This window comes from Gordonia sp. YY1 (assembly GCF_009872315.1).
GTDB lineage: Bacteria > Actinomycetota > Actinomycetes > Mycobacteriales > Mycobacteriaceae > Gordonia > Gordonia amicalis.
The window spans coordinates 160,234-174,560 of sequence record NZ_WXYI01000009.1 but is presented as its reverse complement, the minus strand read 5'-3'; the positions used below and the strand labels follow the sequence as shown (position 1 = coordinate 174,560).

Below are 14,327 nucleotides of genomic sequence, written 5' to 3'. Positions count from 1 at the left end.
GTTCCTGCTCGGCAGATCTGGTTCTCAGCTGTTCTTGGGGACCACGATGACCGGTGCCGTCGTCCACCGGAAGATGCGTGAGGCGGTGCTGCCGAGGAAGACCCGGTTGGACGATCCCAGGTGTCCGGAACCGACGGCGACGATGTCGTTGGCGTCCCACGGCAGGTTGGCGAGTGCCTCGTCGACAGTGGCGCCGTCGGCGACGAGGACATCGACGGCGAGTTCGGCGTTCACCTCGGCGCGGGTCTTGTCGAGAAGTTCACGCGCGACGGCGATCTGCGCGGTCCGCGCGTCACGCGACGAGTCGTCGTCGAAGGGGGACTCGAGGGAGACCAGGGACAGCAGCCGGAGGTCGAGTTTGGCGCGTTCGGCGAGCTTCTCGGCGAACGGGAGCGGATTGTCGGTGCCGGGCTTCACCGGCACGGCGACGGTCACCGTGTCGAGGACCGCATCGACCCGGTCGGCATATCCGCGTGGTGCCAGGGCGACCGGAACCGGCGACGAGTGGACGAGTTCGTTGCTGACGGTGCCGAGGGTGTGGCGACGCAGCAGACCGTCGCCGGTGCCGCCGACGACGATCATGCTGGCCTGCGTCGCGACCGCGTGCGATGCGAGCCCGCCGGCGAAGGAGTCGTCGACCGTGACGACGGTGCGATGGGGGAACCCCGCGGGGATGAGTGCAGCCCCCTCGCGGAGCCATTCGGCGGCCTGCGTCTCGATGCGCTGCTGATACTGGGCGAGACCGGGCCGGCCGTCGTAGGGGACCGGCCGTACCACGCACACCAGGTCGATCGTCGCCCCGGTGACGCGTGCGAGCGCCACGGCCAGGACGACACCGTCGGCGCCGGAAGGCGTCGCGAGGTATCCGACCGTGAGCCGCGGAGTGGTCGGGGGTCTGGTCTCCTCGTCGGGGGTCTCCGACTCGGGCCGGGGCACGGTCGTGTCAGTGGACATCGGGAACCTTCACCTCGGTGGTCGCGGTCAGTGTCCTGCCCCGGAAGAAGTCACTGTTGTGGGCGAAGCAGGCCAGCATCAGGGGGATGCCGAGGACCAGCATGCCCACGCCGAGCACGAAGACACCTCCGATACCGCCGACCGAGGTGGCGCCGTAGTCCGGCGAGATCATGTCGATCGCCGAACGGATGAAGGCCGCCGCCATCGCGACTCCGCCGAGGAGTGGGAGAAGGCCGCGCAGGAAGAAGTTCCGGGCGGAGCCGAACAGGGTCGACCGGAAGTACCAGACGCAGGCAAAGGCGGTGATCCCGTAGTAGAACGCCACCGCCAGTCCGAGGGAGGAGATGGAGTCGGCGAGCGTGTCCTGGCTGAGCAATGACAGGACCAGGTAGAAGGTGAGCGCCGCGGCGCCCATCGCGGCGGTACCGAAGGCCGGCGTCATGTAGCGCGGATGGATGGAGGCGAACCTGTCGGGGAGCGCCTTGTAGACGGCCATCGAGAGGCTGCTCCGTGCGGTGGGCAGGATTGTGGACTGGGTCGAGGACAATGCGGAGACGCAGACGGTCAACAGCAATGCCGAGGACATGACCGCACCCGCCACCGGATCGCCGAGGATGGTCAGCACGTCCTCGGCGTTCGCCTCGTTCCCCAGTCCGATCCCGGTGTCGCCGAAGCCGGCGAACGACTGGACGGCGTAGGCGACGAGCACGTAGGTCGCGACCAGGATCAGACAGGTGAGGACGGCGGCGCGTCCCGGGGTCTTGTCGGGGTCCTTGGTCTCCTCGCTGATGGCCAGGCACGCATCCCATCCCCAGTAGATGAAGATGCACAGGATCACCGCCGCCGCGATCTGCGACTGATCGAGGCCGTCCGGCCACAACCACGACAACTCGGGGTCGATCGCTTGCGCTCCGGCCCGGCCCGTGCCCGCTTTGACCAGGGCGATCACGCTCGCGACGATGAGCACCGCGAACTGGATGAACATCAGGATCGCCTGCATGCGTTCGCTGATCACGATGCCGCGGATGCTGATCCAGGTCATCCCGATGATGAAGACACTCCCGAGCAGGATCTTCGCGATCGAGCTGTCGGCCAGACCGTCCAGGCCGAGGAACCGGAACAGGTACAGCGCGGCGATCTCGGAGACGTTGGCGAGCACGATGATCGCCGAAACCGCGAGACCCCAGCCGCCGATCCACCCGATCCATGGGCCGAAAGCCTTTGTGCCCCAGGTGAAGGTGGTGCCGCAGTCGGGGGTGTCGCGGGACAGTTCGCGATAGGCGAAGGCCACGAGCAGCATCGGGATGAACGCGAGGACGAACATCGCCGGTGCCTTGTCGCGAACGTTGTCGACCACGTAGCCGAGGGTGGCGGCAAGGCTGTAAGCCGGTGCGACAGCGGACAAGCCGATGATGACGTTTCCCATCAGCCCGATCGATCCGGCCCGAAGTCCCTTGCTTCCCGGGTTCTCGATGATGCCGGACGTGCCCGCGTCGGCTCCGACCGATCCGGCCTCGATGCGCTCCGACATGCCCGTTCTCCGCTCACGTATCCATGACGAGAGCCAGCGTACGATTCTCCGTTCCGGTTCCTCCCGGTACGTTCGAAACCCGGCTCAATTGCGTGGTCGGCACCTGCTCGTCGGGTGCGGTCCGCGTACCGTGTCGTCGGCCACGAGAACGGCGTCGACCCGGATCTCACATCTGGAAAAGGTTCCGCTGGATTGGAATAGCGCATCGAGTGGTTCGCGCGGCGAAGGTCTCGTGTACACCAGGGTCGCCGACCACAGCTTCGTCCGGCCGTCCTGATGTGCGAGCGGGACGTCGGTTTGCGTTCGCAGCCGGCCGTCGGCGTCGAACCACACGGCGGCACCGTTGAGTTGCCGGTCGGAGGTGAAGGTGATCGTGATCCGGTGGGTGTCCGGCTCGTCCGGAGGCGACGCCGTTGCGGGTGAGAAGACCGCCAGGCACAGCACTGTGCTGACCAGGACGGTGAGTAGAAGGCGGAAGTACAGGACTCGGACCACGTCGGCGCTCCGTTCGGCGGGCTGGTTGGGTTCTTGTTGGACGCAGCCGAACGCCGGGCGGTTCCACGGTTCACCGAACGAGTGTCAGCTCCATCGCCGCGGTCTGCCAAAAATCCGTTGTGGCGCTGAGCAATCGGTTGATCGCCAGGCGGCCCTGCAGGCGGGCCAGGGCGGCACCGACGCACAGATGGAGTCCTTTGCCGAATGCCAGGTGCGAGCCGTGTCCCGACCGGGCGGTAGCACGGTCGAGGTCGAAGGTCGGCGGGGCGTCGAAATGCTCGGGATCACGGTTGGCCGCTCGCCACATGAGATAGACGTGGGAGCCGGCCGCAAGGTGGGTGTCGCCGAGGGTGGTGTCGGTCACGACATGCCGGAAGTGGCCGCGGAAGGGGGAATCCAGGCGCAGTGTCTCCTCGACGAAGGCCGGGATGAGCCCGGGATCGCGACGGAGTCGGGCGGCGACGTCGGCATACTGCGTGAGCATCCGGACGGCGCTGGTCAGGAGGCTGACGGTGGAGTCGGAGCCCGCCGCGACCAGTTGCAGGAGGATCATCACCGCAGACGGGCGATCCAGGTCCTCACGGGAGACGGCCGACGCGATGTCGGCAAGCACGCCTCGTCCCGGCGTGCCTGCCCGGTCGTCGTCGCGCGCCCGATCGAGCGCTTCGCCGAGGTAGGCGGTGAGCTCGGCGACCGCGGTGGTCGCGGTGGTGAGCTGACCGGGGGTGATGACGCCGTCGATCAGCACATTGGTTGCGCCCGCCCAGTGGGCGAGATCGCCGACGTCGTCGTGTGAGAGACCGAGCAGTTCGGTGACCACCGTTATCGGGACACGTTGTGCGACAGCGGTTGTCCAGTCGATCGTGTCACCGTTCAGTCCCTCGGTCCACGCGGTGTCCACCACCTCGGCGACATAGGGCTCCAACGCACGGATACGTGCCGGCGTCAGTGACGGCATGACCAGCGACCGGTGAAGCCGGTGCCGTGGACCGTCCGCGGTCGCCAGCACGTGCATCGCGTCGCCGAGGCCGGCCACCGGGAACTCCGAGACCGACCCGTCCTCGTGGCAGACCATGGTGGCGGTCAGGTTCGACGAGAACTCCTGAGGTCGGCGCACCACGTCGGCGATGAGTTCCCAGGAGCCGACGGCGAAGAACGGGGAGTCGCCGATCCGCTGGACCGGGAATCCGCTGTGGAAGCGCGACAGGAAGGCGGGATCGTCGAGTGCGAGCATTCTCTCAGCGTCGCCGACCGGCATGCAGGGGGCAACGATTCCTACGAAGTCGATACGCGGGGTCTGCCGTTGCGGGTCGCCGTTTCTCAAAGATGGGGCCTGACCTGAGCGAAAAGGGCCTCACGGAGGGGTGATCTGTCTCATGATGAGAATCGGCGACGGAGGGAGTGGGATGTCGGACTGGCTCGTGGGCGACGATCGTGGTGAGGCGGCACGCAGGCGGCTCGTCTCCCATGCCGCCGCGCTCATCGCCGCGCGTGGACTCGAGGCGTTCAGCGTCGACGAACTGGCTCGTCGCGCGCACTGCTCGCGCGCGACGATCTACCGCCATGCCGGTGGCCGCACGGCGCTCGTCGAGGCGGTGTTGTCGTCGACCGCCGCCCCGGTCCTGGAGTCGATCCGCCACGAGGCGGCGGGCACCGCAGGCGTGGAGCGTGCGCGGATCGCGATCACCGCTGCGCTCCGCGCACTGCGCGGGGACCGGGTGATCCGCCAGTTCCTCCGTCCGGCGAACCTCATCGCGTCGACCCCGACCGTGCTCGCGTCGCCGACCGTGCTGGCCGTGGCCGCGGAACTCATCGGCATCGACCCCGAGGACACCGTCGCCGCGCGGTTCGCCATCCGGTCGGTGCTCACGATGCTGCTGTGGCCCGCCGCGCCCGAGGAGGAGGCGGAGCTGGTGGACTCGATCGTCGCGGGCGTCTTCCACGGCAGGGCGCCCGGATGAGCAACGGCCCGCACCGAAATCGGTGCGGGCCGTTGCCGGGCTGCAGAGAAAAGCGTTGGAACCTCTAGCGCGAGAACATCAGTGCGCGCTTGACCTCCGAGATCGCCTGCGTGACCTGGATGCCACGGGGGCATGCGTCGGTGCAGTTGAAGGTGGTGCGGCAGCGCCACACACCGTCGACGTCGTTGAGGATGTCGAGACGCTCGACGGCGCCCTCGTCCCGGCTGTCGAAGATGAAGCGGTGCGCGTTGACGATCGCGGCGGGGCCGAAGTAGGAACCCTCGGTCCAGAACACCGGGCAGCTCGTGGTGCAGCACGCACAGAGGATGCACTTGGTGGTGTCGTCGAAGCGGGCGCGGTCGCTCTGGCTCTGGATGCGCTCACGGGTGGGCTCGTTGCCCGAGGTGATCAGGAACGGCTTGATCGCGCGGTACGCGTCGAAGAACGGCTCCATGTTGACCACGAGATCCTTCTCCACCGGAAGACCCTTGATGGGCTCCACGGTGATGGTGATCTCCTTGGACTTGTCCTTGGGGAGCATGTCCTTCATCAGGAGCTTGCAGGCCAGACGGTTGACGCCGTTGATGCGCATCGCGTCGGAACCACACACGCCGTGTGCGCAGCTGCGGCGGAACGTCAGGGTGCCGTCGAGGTAGCCCTTCACGTACAGCAGCAGGTTGAGCAGACGGTCGGTCGGCAGCGCCGGGACGCGGAAGCTCTCGAAGCCCTGGGCGTCCGGATTCTCCGGGTTGAACCGGAAGATCTTGAGCGTGACCATGGTGGCCTCGTCGGGCACCGGGGGCAGCGGCGGCTCGTCGGAGGAGGGTGCGGGCTTGTCCAGAACAGATGTCATCAGTACTTACGCTCCATCGGCTCGTAACGGGTCTGCACCACGGGCTTGTAGTCCAGCTCGATGTCCGAGAGAAGGTCGGTGCCCTTCTTGTAGGCCATGGTGTGACGCATGTAGTTCACGTCGTCACGATCGGGGTAGTCCTCGCGTGCATGGCCGCCACGCGATTCCTTGCGGTTGAGTGCGCCGACCACGGTGACCTCGGCCATCTCGAGCAGGAAGCCCAGCTCGATGGCCTCGAGGAGATCGCTGTTGAAACGCTTGCCCTTGTCGTGGACCTTGATCTGGGCGTACCGCTCCTTGAGCGCGTGGATGTCGGTCAGCGCCTGCTTGAGGGTCTCCTCGGTCCGGAACACCGAGGCGTTCGCGTCCATCGACGCCTGCAGCTCGGTCCGGATGTCGGCGACGCGCTCGTGGCCGTGCTCGGACAGGAGCAGTTCCAGCCAGCCGTCGACCATCTCGGTCGGCTTCTCCGGGAGGTCGGCGAAGTCGGCGTTGTTGGCGTACTCGGCGGCAGCGATACCTGCGCGGCGTCCGAAGACGTTGATGTCGAGCAGCGAGTTGGTGCCGAGGCGGTTGGCGCCGTGGACCGACACGCACGCACATTCACCGGCGGCGTACAGACCGTGCACGACCTCGTCGTTGTTGCGCAGCACCTGACCGTCGACGTTGGTCGGGATGCCACCCATGACGTAGTGGCAGGTCGGGAACACCGGCACGTACTCGGTGACCGGGTCGACGCCGAGGTAGGTGCGCGCGAACTCGGTGATGTCGGGGAGCTTCTCGTTGAGGACGTCCTCGCCGAGGTGGGTCACGTCGATGTAGACGTAGTCCTTGTTCGGTCCGGCACCGCGGCCCTCCAGCACCTCGAGAACCATCGAGCGGGCGACGATGTCGCGGGGCGCGAGGTCCTTGATGGTGGGGGCGTAACGCTCCATGAAGCGCTCGCCGTCGGCGTTGCGCAGGATGCCGCCCTCACCGCGCACGGCCTCCGAGATGAGGATGCCGAGACCGGCCAGGCCCGTCGGATGGAACTGGTGGAACTCCATGTCCTCGAGGGGCAGGCCCTTGCGGAAGATGATGCCCATGCCGTCACCGGTGAGGGTGTGGGCGTTGGACGTCGTCTTGTACATGCGGCCCGAGCCGCCGGTCGCGAAGACGATCGACTTGGCGTGGAAGACGTGGATCTCGCCGGTGGCGAGTTCGTAGGCGACGACGCCGGTGGCGACCTGCTCGCCGTCTTCGTTCTCGGTGAGGCAGATGTCGAGGGCGTAGAACTCGTTGAAGAACTCGACGTCGTGTTTGACGCAGTTCTGGTACAGCGTCTGCAGGATCATGTGACCGGTGCGGTCGGCGGCGTAGCAGGCACGACGCACGGGCGACTTGCCGTGGTCGCGGGTGTGCCCGCCGAATCGACGCTGGTCGATCTTGCCCTCGGGGGTCCGGTTGAACGGCAGACCCATCTTCTCCAGATCGAGCACCGCGTCGATGGCCTCCTTGGCCATGATCTCGACGGCGTCCTGATCGGCGAGGTAGTCACCACCCTTGACGGTGTCGAAGGTGTGCCACTCCCAGTTGTCCTCCTCGACGTTGGCCAGCGCGGCGCACATGCCGCCCTGAGCCGCGCCGGTGTGGCTGCGGGTGGGGTAGAGCTTGGTCAGAACCGCGGTGCGGGCGCGCGGTGCGGATTCGATCGCCGCGCGCATCCCGGCGCCGCCGGCGCCCACGATGACGACGTCGTAGCGGTGTTCCTGCATGTTGTTGGTCTCCTTTAGCCGACGCTGTTGACGTCGAAGGTGAGGATCGCGTAGGTGCCCAGCACGAGGGTCAGGATCATCGACACGGCCAGCAGCACGTTGAGCCAGAAGCGGGTCGAGTCCTTGCGCGAGTAGTCGCCGATGACGGTGCGGACACCGTTGCCGCCGTGCAGCTGGGCCAACCACAGCATGGTCAGGTCCCAGATCTGCCAGCCGGGGGAGCTCCACCGCGCGGCGACGAACGAGGCGTCGATGCGGTGCACACCGCCGTCCCAGGCGAGCATGATGAACATGTGGCCGATCGTCAGGAAGACGAGGATCAGGCCGGAGAAGCGCATGAACATCCATGCGTTCTTCTCGAAGTTCCCGCCCTTGGGCTTGCGGGGCGAACGAGGGTTGTCCAGGCTGGCCGGACGGTCGTGTTCCTTGCCGAGGGTCTTCGCGACACCGGTGGCTTCCGAGGTGGTCATCTCTGGTGTCTCCTACAGGTGGCTGAACATGATCTGCAGCAGGCGGACGGCGCCGGCGGCGAACACGACGACGAACAGGGTCATGGCGACCCACAGCATCTGACGCTGGTACTTGGGGCCCTTGGCCCAGAAGTCCACCAGGATCAGGCGCACGCCGTTGAAGGCGTGGAACAGGACGCACGCGACCAGGGCGATCTCCATGAGACCGATGATCGGGGTCTTGTAGGTTTCGATGATCTCGTCGTACTGGTTGGGATCGACGCGGATGACCGCGGTGTCCAACACGTGTACGAACAAGAAGAAGAAGATGGTGACGCCTGTGATGCGGTGCAGGACCCAGGACCACATGCCCGGGTCGCCGCGGTACAGGGAACGTCGACGCACCGGGTCAGGTGCGACTTCGGTCGAGGTGCTCATCGGAAAAGTGGCCTCCAACATCGTCGATGGACGCGTCGAATCGGCATGCTCCGACTCGACCATGGACCCATGACAAGAGACTCTAAACCCATGCCCATTGCGGTGATAAATTGCCCGAACCGATCTGAGGCACAAGACATTACGACTTAGGTTTGCCTTACCCAAGCTTTGGCGGCGATGAATTGCGCATGTCCGGTTGGTTACACCATTTGCCAGGAGGTGGGCGTGCATACCGAAATACCGTGGAATGTCCTGCGACACAGTGCAACTGAAATGTTGTCCCGTGCCTACGCGCCGTACTCGCACTACCCGGTGGGGGCGGCGGGCGTCACCTCCGAGGGGCGTGTCGTGGCCGGCTGCAATGTGGAAAATGTCTCATACGGCCTGGGTATCTGTGCCGAGGTCGCGCTGGTCGCGCAGCTGATCTCACAGGGTGATCGGTCCCTGCGTGCGGTGACGGTCACCGATGCCTCCGGGAAGATCCTGATGCCGTGCGGGCGGTGCCGGCAGGTCCTCCTCGAGCACGGAGGCCGCGAACTCCTCGTCGACCACCCCGCCGGTCCGCGTCCCCTCTCCGACCTCCTGCCGGACGCGTTCGGTCCCGACGACATCGCGGAGGTCGTCTCGTGACCTCCTCGCTCGAGGCTGCGAGCGACGAGGTCATCCACGCCGTCTCGGTGATCGCCACCAAGCGTGGGGGCTTCGAGCTCAGCGACGCGCAGATCGGTTGGGTGGTCGACGGCTACACGCGCGGCGAGGTCGCGCCGGAACAGATGTCGTCGCTGTTGATGGCCATCTACCTGCGCGGCATGAACCGGCGGGAGATCGCGACCTGGACCCGGGCGATGATCGACAGCGGACGCCGGATGGATCTGACCGGCCTTCGCCGCGACGGACGTCCCCTCACCACCGTCGACAAACACTCCACGGGCGGCGTCGGGGACAAGATCACGCTGCCCCTGACGCCTCTGGTCGCATCCTTCGGAGTCGCGGTTCCGCAGCTGTCCGGCCGCGGCCTGGGTCATACCGGCGGCACCCTGGACAAGCTGGAATCCATCCCCGGCTGGCGGGCCGAGGTGAGCACCGAGGAGATGTTCGCCCAGCTCGAGCGGGTGGGTGCGGTCATCTGTGCCGCGGGCGCGGATCTCGCACCCGCCGACCGTAAGCTCTACGCGCTCCGGGATGTCACCGGGACGGTCGAGTCCATCCCGCTGCTGGCGACCTCGATCATGAGCAAGAAGATCGCCGAGGGCACCGGAGCCTTGGTCCTCGACGTGAAAACCGGCTCGGGCGCCTTCCTGCCCGACGAATCCGATGCGCGTGAACTGGCGTCGACGATGGTCGAACTCGGACACGACGCGGGCGTCGACACCCGGGCGCTGATCACCGACATGAGCGTTCCGCTGGGCCTGGCGGTCGGCAATGCGGTCGAGGTCGCCGAGTCGGTCGAGGTGCTCGGCGGCGGTGGGCCGGCCGACGTCGTCGAACTGACCCTGGCACTGGCCCGGGAGATGCTCGACGCCGCGGGTCTGCCCGACGCCGACCCGGCATCGCACCTCGCCAACGGCCGGGCGATGGACTCCTGGCGGTCGATGATCGCCGCGCAGGGTGGCGACCCGGATGCTCCGCTGCCGGTCGCCCGGCACCAGGACGTGGTCACCGCCGATCGCGACGGCATCGTGGCGGGTATGGACGCGCGCGCGGTCGGGGACGCCGCGTGGCGGCTGGGCGGCGGACGGTCGAAACCGGGGGAATCGGTCTCGGCCGAGGCGGGTGTCATCATCCACGCCAAACCCGGCGACCCCATCCGCGCCGGTCAACCGCTGTTCACGTTGCACACCCAGGATGAGGAACGGATCGCCGGCGCGCGCTCGAGCCTCGACGGTGCGGTGCGGATCGAGGACGGGGACACCGACAGGCGCGGCGCCGGCGACCGGCCGCTGATCATCGATTCCGTTAGGTTCAGAAGATGACGACGCTGGATCCGGCGCACCTCACCCTCGCGCCCAAGGTGCTTCTCCACGATCATCTCGACGGCGGGCTGCGGCCGGCGACCGTCCTGGAACTCGCGCACGAGGTCGGTTACGGCGGGCTGCCGGTCGACGACGCGGCCGGGCTCGCGCGTTGGTTCCGCGAGGCCGCCGACAGCGGGTCCCTCGAGCGCTATCTGGAGACCTTCACCCACACCGTCGCCGTCATGCAGACCGCCGATGCTCTCGAACGGGTGGCGCGTGAGTGTGTGGAGGACCTTGCCGACGACAACGTCGTGTACGCCGAGGTCCGCTACGCACCCGAACAGCATCTCGACGCCGGGCTCACGCTCGACGAGGTCGTCGAAGCGGTTCTGCGTGGCTTCGCCGACGGCGAGCGGATCGTCGCCGACCGTGGAAAGCGCATCAGCGTGCGATGTCTGGTCACCGCCATGCGTCACGCGGCACGGTCGCGGGAGATCGCCGAGCTCGCGGTGCGCTACCGCGAGCGCGGCGTCGTCGGCTTCGACATCGCGGGCGCCGAGGCCGGCCACCCGCCGACCCGTCATCTCGATGCTTTCGAGTACATGCGGGCGAACAGTGCGCCGTTCACCATCCACGCGGGCGAGGCGTTCGGCCTGCCGTCGATCCACGAGGCCATCGGCTTCTGCGGCACCGACCGTCTCGGGCACGGCGTGCGGGTCTTCGACGACATCGAACTCCCCGAAGGCGTTGACCTCGCCGCCCATTCCTTCGCCGGCGCAAAGCTCGGCCTGATCGCGAACGTCGTGCGCGACAAGCGGATTCCGCTCGAGCTGTGCCCGAGTTCGAATGTGCAGACCGGCGCGGTCGCGTCACTCGCCGAGCATCCGTTCAACGTGCTGGCCCGACTCCGGTTCCGCGTCACGGTGAACACCGACAACCGGCTCATGGGTGACACCACGATGAGCAAGGAGTTCGGACTGCTGGCCGATCAGTTCGGTTACGGCTGGGCCGATTTCGAGCGATTCACGGTCAACGCGATGAAGTCGGCGTTCATCCACTTCGACGAACGTCTGGCGTTCATCGACGACGTGATCAAGCCGGGCTACGCGGTGCTGCTGGGGTGACCTCGATACGGCCGGCGGGGATGACGGCCCTCGGGTAACCCTTCGGGCCTACTCGGCCGGCGGCGGATCAGCCCTTCTTGACGAGCCGGTTCTCGAAATCGTGCTCGAGCGCGCGCCACGCCTCGGCCTCGTTGTCGAACGGTCCGCTCGGGGCCATCCGCTTCGGGTCGGGGTTGACGGTGTAGTCGACGAACCAGCCCAGGGGGGTGGACGATCCCAGTGCCTCGTTGACGGTGTCGTCGCCGGCGTAGTCGGCTGCGTCGCTGAACAGTTCGACGGCCAGGTCGAGCTGGTCGCGGTCCATGCGGCGCGGGCCGTCGGCGATGTCCTCGGCGAGACCGGGCAGCACGTACACGTTGTCGTCGATGACGTCGAACTCGAGCGAGCCGTTGGTCGCCTCGGTGCGGATGTCCTCGAACGTCGACAGGTCGGACAGGTCATGGCTGTTGTCGTCGGCGAGGAAGCGGGAGAGTGCCCGCGCCGAGGTGAACACGAAGATCTTGCCCTTGGCGCCGAGGAAGACCGGGTCGTCGCCGAGGTAGCAGCGCAGCGTCAGGTACTCGTTGCCGCGCGTGACGATCTTGATCGGGTCGATGCCGACCGACGCCCAGAAATCGTCGTCGTCGTAATCGTCGTCCTCATCTTCTTCGTCTTCGTCGTCTTCGTCCTCGGCCTCGTCGTCCGCGGACTCGACGATCTCGATGTCGTCGTCGTCTTCCGGCTCGTCCTCGTCCTCCGCGGAGGCGGCGGCCTCGAGTTCGGCTTCGGCGGTCTCCACGGCCTTGGCGTCGACCTTCGGCGTGGTGATGACCTCGTCGATCGCGTCGAGGACGTCGTCCCAGTGCTTCGCGATGAGACGTCCGATGCGCACCCACAGGTCGAGGCCCTCGCGGCCCTCGAAGTTGCGCGTGCCGGTCGTGACCGCACCCAGGATCGGGTTGCCGTTGAAGAACTTCGTGATCGCGGTCAGCTCGCAGACCTCACCCAGGATGCGCACGATCTCGAGTGCGTCCTCGAGTTCGGCGATGACCTCAGGGGTCGGGTCCTCGGCGGCCAGCTCCGGCACGCCCACCAGGTCGTAGGTGTGGCGCTCGTCCGGCACCAGCTCGTCGGCCTGCACGCCGACGATGGTCGGCCACGCCGGATGCTCGACGAGGTCGTTGTCGTCGTTGGTGCGGATGAAGGCCGCGAGTTCGGCGACGCCGGGCAGGACGTAGAGATCCTCGTCGAGACCGAGGAACGCCTCCCACTCGTCGTCACCCTCCCGCCAGCGGGGTGCCCACAGGGTGAAGCTGTTTCCGTCGGTGAGTCCGAGCTCAATCGGGACGATGTCTCCGGCCATGGGGACACAGCCTAGCGATTGATCGCCGTGGATCCAGTAGTGCCCCCACAGACGCCGAACGGTACTCGCGCCGCATCGTCACCGCGGCCGGAAGAATCCCTCGAAGGTCTGGTCCAGATTGGCGGTCCGAACCGGTGAGACACCCACCGGATCGCCGGCCTCGATCATCTGATCGTTGCCGATGTACATCGCCACGTGGCCGGACCACACGGCGAGATCGCCCGGCTGTAATTGCGCCCGGGACACGCGGAATCCGGCGGTGTCCTGATCCTGGGCCAGGCGGGGGAGTTCGAGGCCGGCCTGCCGATACGCCCAGCGCGTGAAACCGCTGCAGTCGAATCCGGCGGGCGTCGTCCCGCCCCAGACATAGGGAACACCACGCTGACTCAACGCCGCCCGGACGGCTTTCGCCGCTCGCTCGTCGGGCGCGTACGCCACCGAACCGTCGGGGAGGGTGATCGGCACGCGTCCGGATGCCGGGGATTCCGAATGCCGCTCGCCCGGCGGTGCGGCGGTCGTGACCGCGGCGGGCGCGATCCGTCGGCCCAGGGAAGCCATCGCGTCGGTGTCGGAGCGGAGGTCGGCGCGTGTGCGGGAGACGATCTCGAGGCCGCGTCCGAGGTGCTCGGCCGCCACCGGCAGCATCGTCAGCAGTCCGGCCGGCGTGAACAATTCGCTCCCGAACGCGCGGGCACGACGTTCGAGCGAATCCACCAGGGCGCCGAGTTGGGTCGACGCCGACCGGACCTTGCTCCCGGCGCTCTCGACGAGGCGGGCGAATTCGTCGGCGTCACCCGTCAGCGCGCCCATGCTCTGCTGCAGTCCGACGGCCGCGTCGGTGGCGGCGTCCGCGCCGGACCCCTCCCAATGCGGGCGGACGGCTTCGGTGGCCGCCACCGACCCACGGCGCGCGGCGTCGACGGCCGACGCGGCGGACCGGATCGTCTGTGCCGGATTGCCCGGCGCCAGGACGCCGGTGCCGAGTGCGCCGACGAGCAGGCGCAACGGTTCGATGAAGAGCTCTACACCGGGCATCACAGGGTGAACTCCCGGTCGGCGGCCGCGCAGTCGCAGTCGAGGTAGCCTTCGTCGGCGCGCCGGGTGGCCGACGCCAGTTGTTCCTGACGTGCCGCGGTCGTCTCGATGCTGCGCCGGTGGATCTGCAGGAACTCGACCACCGCGGCGAGGAACTCCGCGCCGATGATCCCGAACGTGATCGCGAGGTCGACCAGTGCCGCTTCGTCACCGGCACGATCACCGAGCAGAGCGCCGCCGGCACTGTGGGCTGACGAAAAGTCTTGCAGTGCCGCGGAATCCGTCCGCAGTGTGGTACCCGGGGTGTGGTCGGGAGGCGTGAGGGCGGCGGATGAGGTCGTGGATCGCGGGCTCATGGGATTCTGACGCGGCGGACGCCTGTTCGGTTCCATCGGACACCCGACGCGGCTCACGGCACGCACTGCGCATGCGGACG

The 14,327-nt window shown here is 67.3% G+C and carries 15 protein-coding genes; 4 read left to right on the top strand and 11 right to left on the bottom strand.

Annotation, left to right across the window (positions count from 1 at the left end):
* Window positions 1-24: 24 nt before the first annotated feature.
* The 4 genes from BPODLACK_RS14035 to BPODLACK_RS14020 all read right to left on the bottom strand — a co-directional run bounded on the left by BPODLACK_RS14035 (window position 25) and on the right by BPODLACK_RS14020 (window position 4,214).
* On the bottom strand, window positions 25-954 hold the full coding sequence (locus BPODLACK_RS14035; protein ID WP_201450614.1) for a universal stress protein: 930 nt from the start codon (window positions 952-954) through the stop codon (window positions 25-27).
* Window positions 944-2,485, bottom strand: coding sequence for an APC family permease (locus BPODLACK_RS14030; protein ID WP_159405488.1), 1,542 nt, complete (start codon window positions 2,483-2,485; stop codon window positions 944-946). Before BPODLACK_RS14030 ends, BPODLACK_RS14035 begins: the two co-directional genes overlap by 11 nt.
* An 84-nt stretch (window positions 2,486-2,569) precedes the next feature.
* The gene (locus BPODLACK_RS14025) at window positions 2,570-2,980 is read right to left on the bottom strand and encodes a hypothetical protein (RefSeq protein ID WP_159405487.1); all 411 of its coding nucleotides are present in this window, start codon (window positions 2,978-2,980) and stop codon (window positions 2,570-2,572) included.
* Between the two features lie 70 nt (window positions 2,981-3,050).
* Window positions 3,051-4,214, bottom strand: coding sequence for a cytochrome P450 (locus tag BPODLACK_RS14020; RefSeq protein WP_159405486.1), 1,164 nt, complete (start codon window positions 4,212-4,214; stop codon window positions 3,051-3,053).
* 172 nt (window positions 4,215-4,386) lie between these two features.
* Here BPODLACK_RS14020 and BPODLACK_RS14015 point away from each other — a divergent pair, with 172 nt between their 5' ends.
* Complete coding sequence (locus BPODLACK_RS14015; protein WP_024497210.1) at window positions 4,387-4,941, top strand: TetR/AcrR family transcriptional regulator; 555 nt, start codon at window positions 4,387-4,389, stop codon at window positions 4,939-4,941.
* Between the two features lie 64 nt (window positions 4,942-5,005).
* On the opposite strand, the gene BPODLACK_RS14010 is transcribed toward BPODLACK_RS14015, so the two are convergent.
* Genes BPODLACK_RS14010 through sdhC form a run of 4 tightly spaced genes read right to left on the bottom strand, consistent with a single transcriptional unit; the run spans window position 5,006 to window position 8,435 of the window.
* Window positions 5,006-5,794, bottom strand: coding sequence for a succinate dehydrogenase iron-sulfur subunit (locus tag BPODLACK_RS14010; RefSeq protein WP_024497211.1), 789 nt, complete (start codon window positions 5,792-5,794; stop codon window positions 5,006-5,008).
* Window positions 5,794-7,548 (bottom strand): succinate dehydrogenase flavoprotein subunit, encoded by a 1,755-nt coding sequence (gene sdhA / locus BPODLACK_RS14005; RefSeq protein ID WP_006434512.1) that lies wholly within the window; start codon window positions 7,546-7,548, stop codon window positions 5,794-5,796. The genes BPODLACK_RS14010 and sdhA overlap by 1 nt, the downstream gene beginning before the upstream one ends.
* 14 nt (window positions 7,549-7,562) lie before the next feature.
* Window positions 7,563-8,018, bottom strand: a complete 456-nt coding sequence (locus tag BPODLACK_RS14000) for a succinate dehydrogenase hydrophobic membrane anchor subunit (RefSeq protein ID WP_024497213.1) — start codon at window positions 8,016-8,018, stop codon at window positions 7,563-7,565.
* A gap of 12 nt (window positions 8,019-8,030) precedes the next feature.
* Window positions 8,031-8,435: a succinate dehydrogenase, cytochrome b556 subunit gene (gene sdhC / locus BPODLACK_RS13995; protein ID WP_051349539.1), complete on the bottom strand. Its 405-nt coding sequence runs from the start codon at window positions 8,433-8,435 to the stop codon at window positions 8,031-8,033.
* Between the two features lie 225 nt (window positions 8,436-8,660).
* Here sdhC and BPODLACK_RS13990 point away from each other — a divergent pair, with 225 nt between their 5' ends.
* From BPODLACK_RS13990 to BPODLACK_RS13980, 3 genes are read left to right on the top strand one after another with little or no spacing between them, the layout of a single operon-like run.
* Window positions 8,661-9,065, top strand: coding sequence for a cytidine deaminase (locus BPODLACK_RS13990; RefSeq protein WP_159405485.1), 405 nt, complete (start codon window positions 8,661-8,663; stop codon window positions 9,063-9,065).
* The gene (locus BPODLACK_RS13985; protein ID WP_159405484.1) at window positions 9,062-10,408 is read left to right on the top strand and encodes a thymidine phosphorylase; all 1,347 of its coding nucleotides are present in this window, start codon (window positions 9,062-9,064) and stop codon (window positions 10,406-10,408) included. The genes BPODLACK_RS13990 and BPODLACK_RS13985 overlap by 4 nt, the downstream gene beginning before the upstream one ends.
* Window positions 10,405-11,514, top strand: coding sequence for an adenosine deaminase (locus tag BPODLACK_RS13980; protein WP_159405483.1), 1,110 nt, complete (start codon window positions 10,405-10,407; stop codon window positions 11,512-11,514). The genes BPODLACK_RS13985 and BPODLACK_RS13980 overlap by 4 nt, the downstream gene beginning before the upstream one ends.
* 67 nt (window positions 11,515-11,581) lie before the next feature.
* On the opposite strand, the gene BPODLACK_RS13975 is transcribed toward BPODLACK_RS13980, so the two are convergent.
* From BPODLACK_RS13975 to BPODLACK_RS13965, 3 genes are all read right to left on the bottom strand, one after another.
* Complete coding sequence (locus BPODLACK_RS13975; protein WP_024497218.1) at window positions 11,582-12,856, bottom strand: hypothetical protein; 1,275 nt, start codon at window positions 12,854-12,856, stop codon at window positions 11,582-11,584.
* Between the two features lie 78 nt (window positions 12,857-12,934).
* On the bottom strand, window positions 12,935-13,891 hold the full coding sequence (locus tag BPODLACK_RS13970) for a bifunctional WXG100 family type VII secretion target/C40 family peptidase (protein ID WP_024497219.1): 957 nt from the start codon (window positions 13,889-13,891) through the stop codon (window positions 12,935-12,937).
* Window positions 13,891-14,247: a type VII secretion target gene (locus BPODLACK_RS13965; protein WP_024497220.1), complete on the bottom strand. Its 357-nt coding sequence runs from the start codon at window positions 14,245-14,247 to the stop codon at window positions 13,891-13,893. Before BPODLACK_RS13965 ends, BPODLACK_RS13970 begins: the two co-directional genes overlap by 1 nt.
* Window positions 14,248-14,327: the final 80 nt, after the last annotated feature.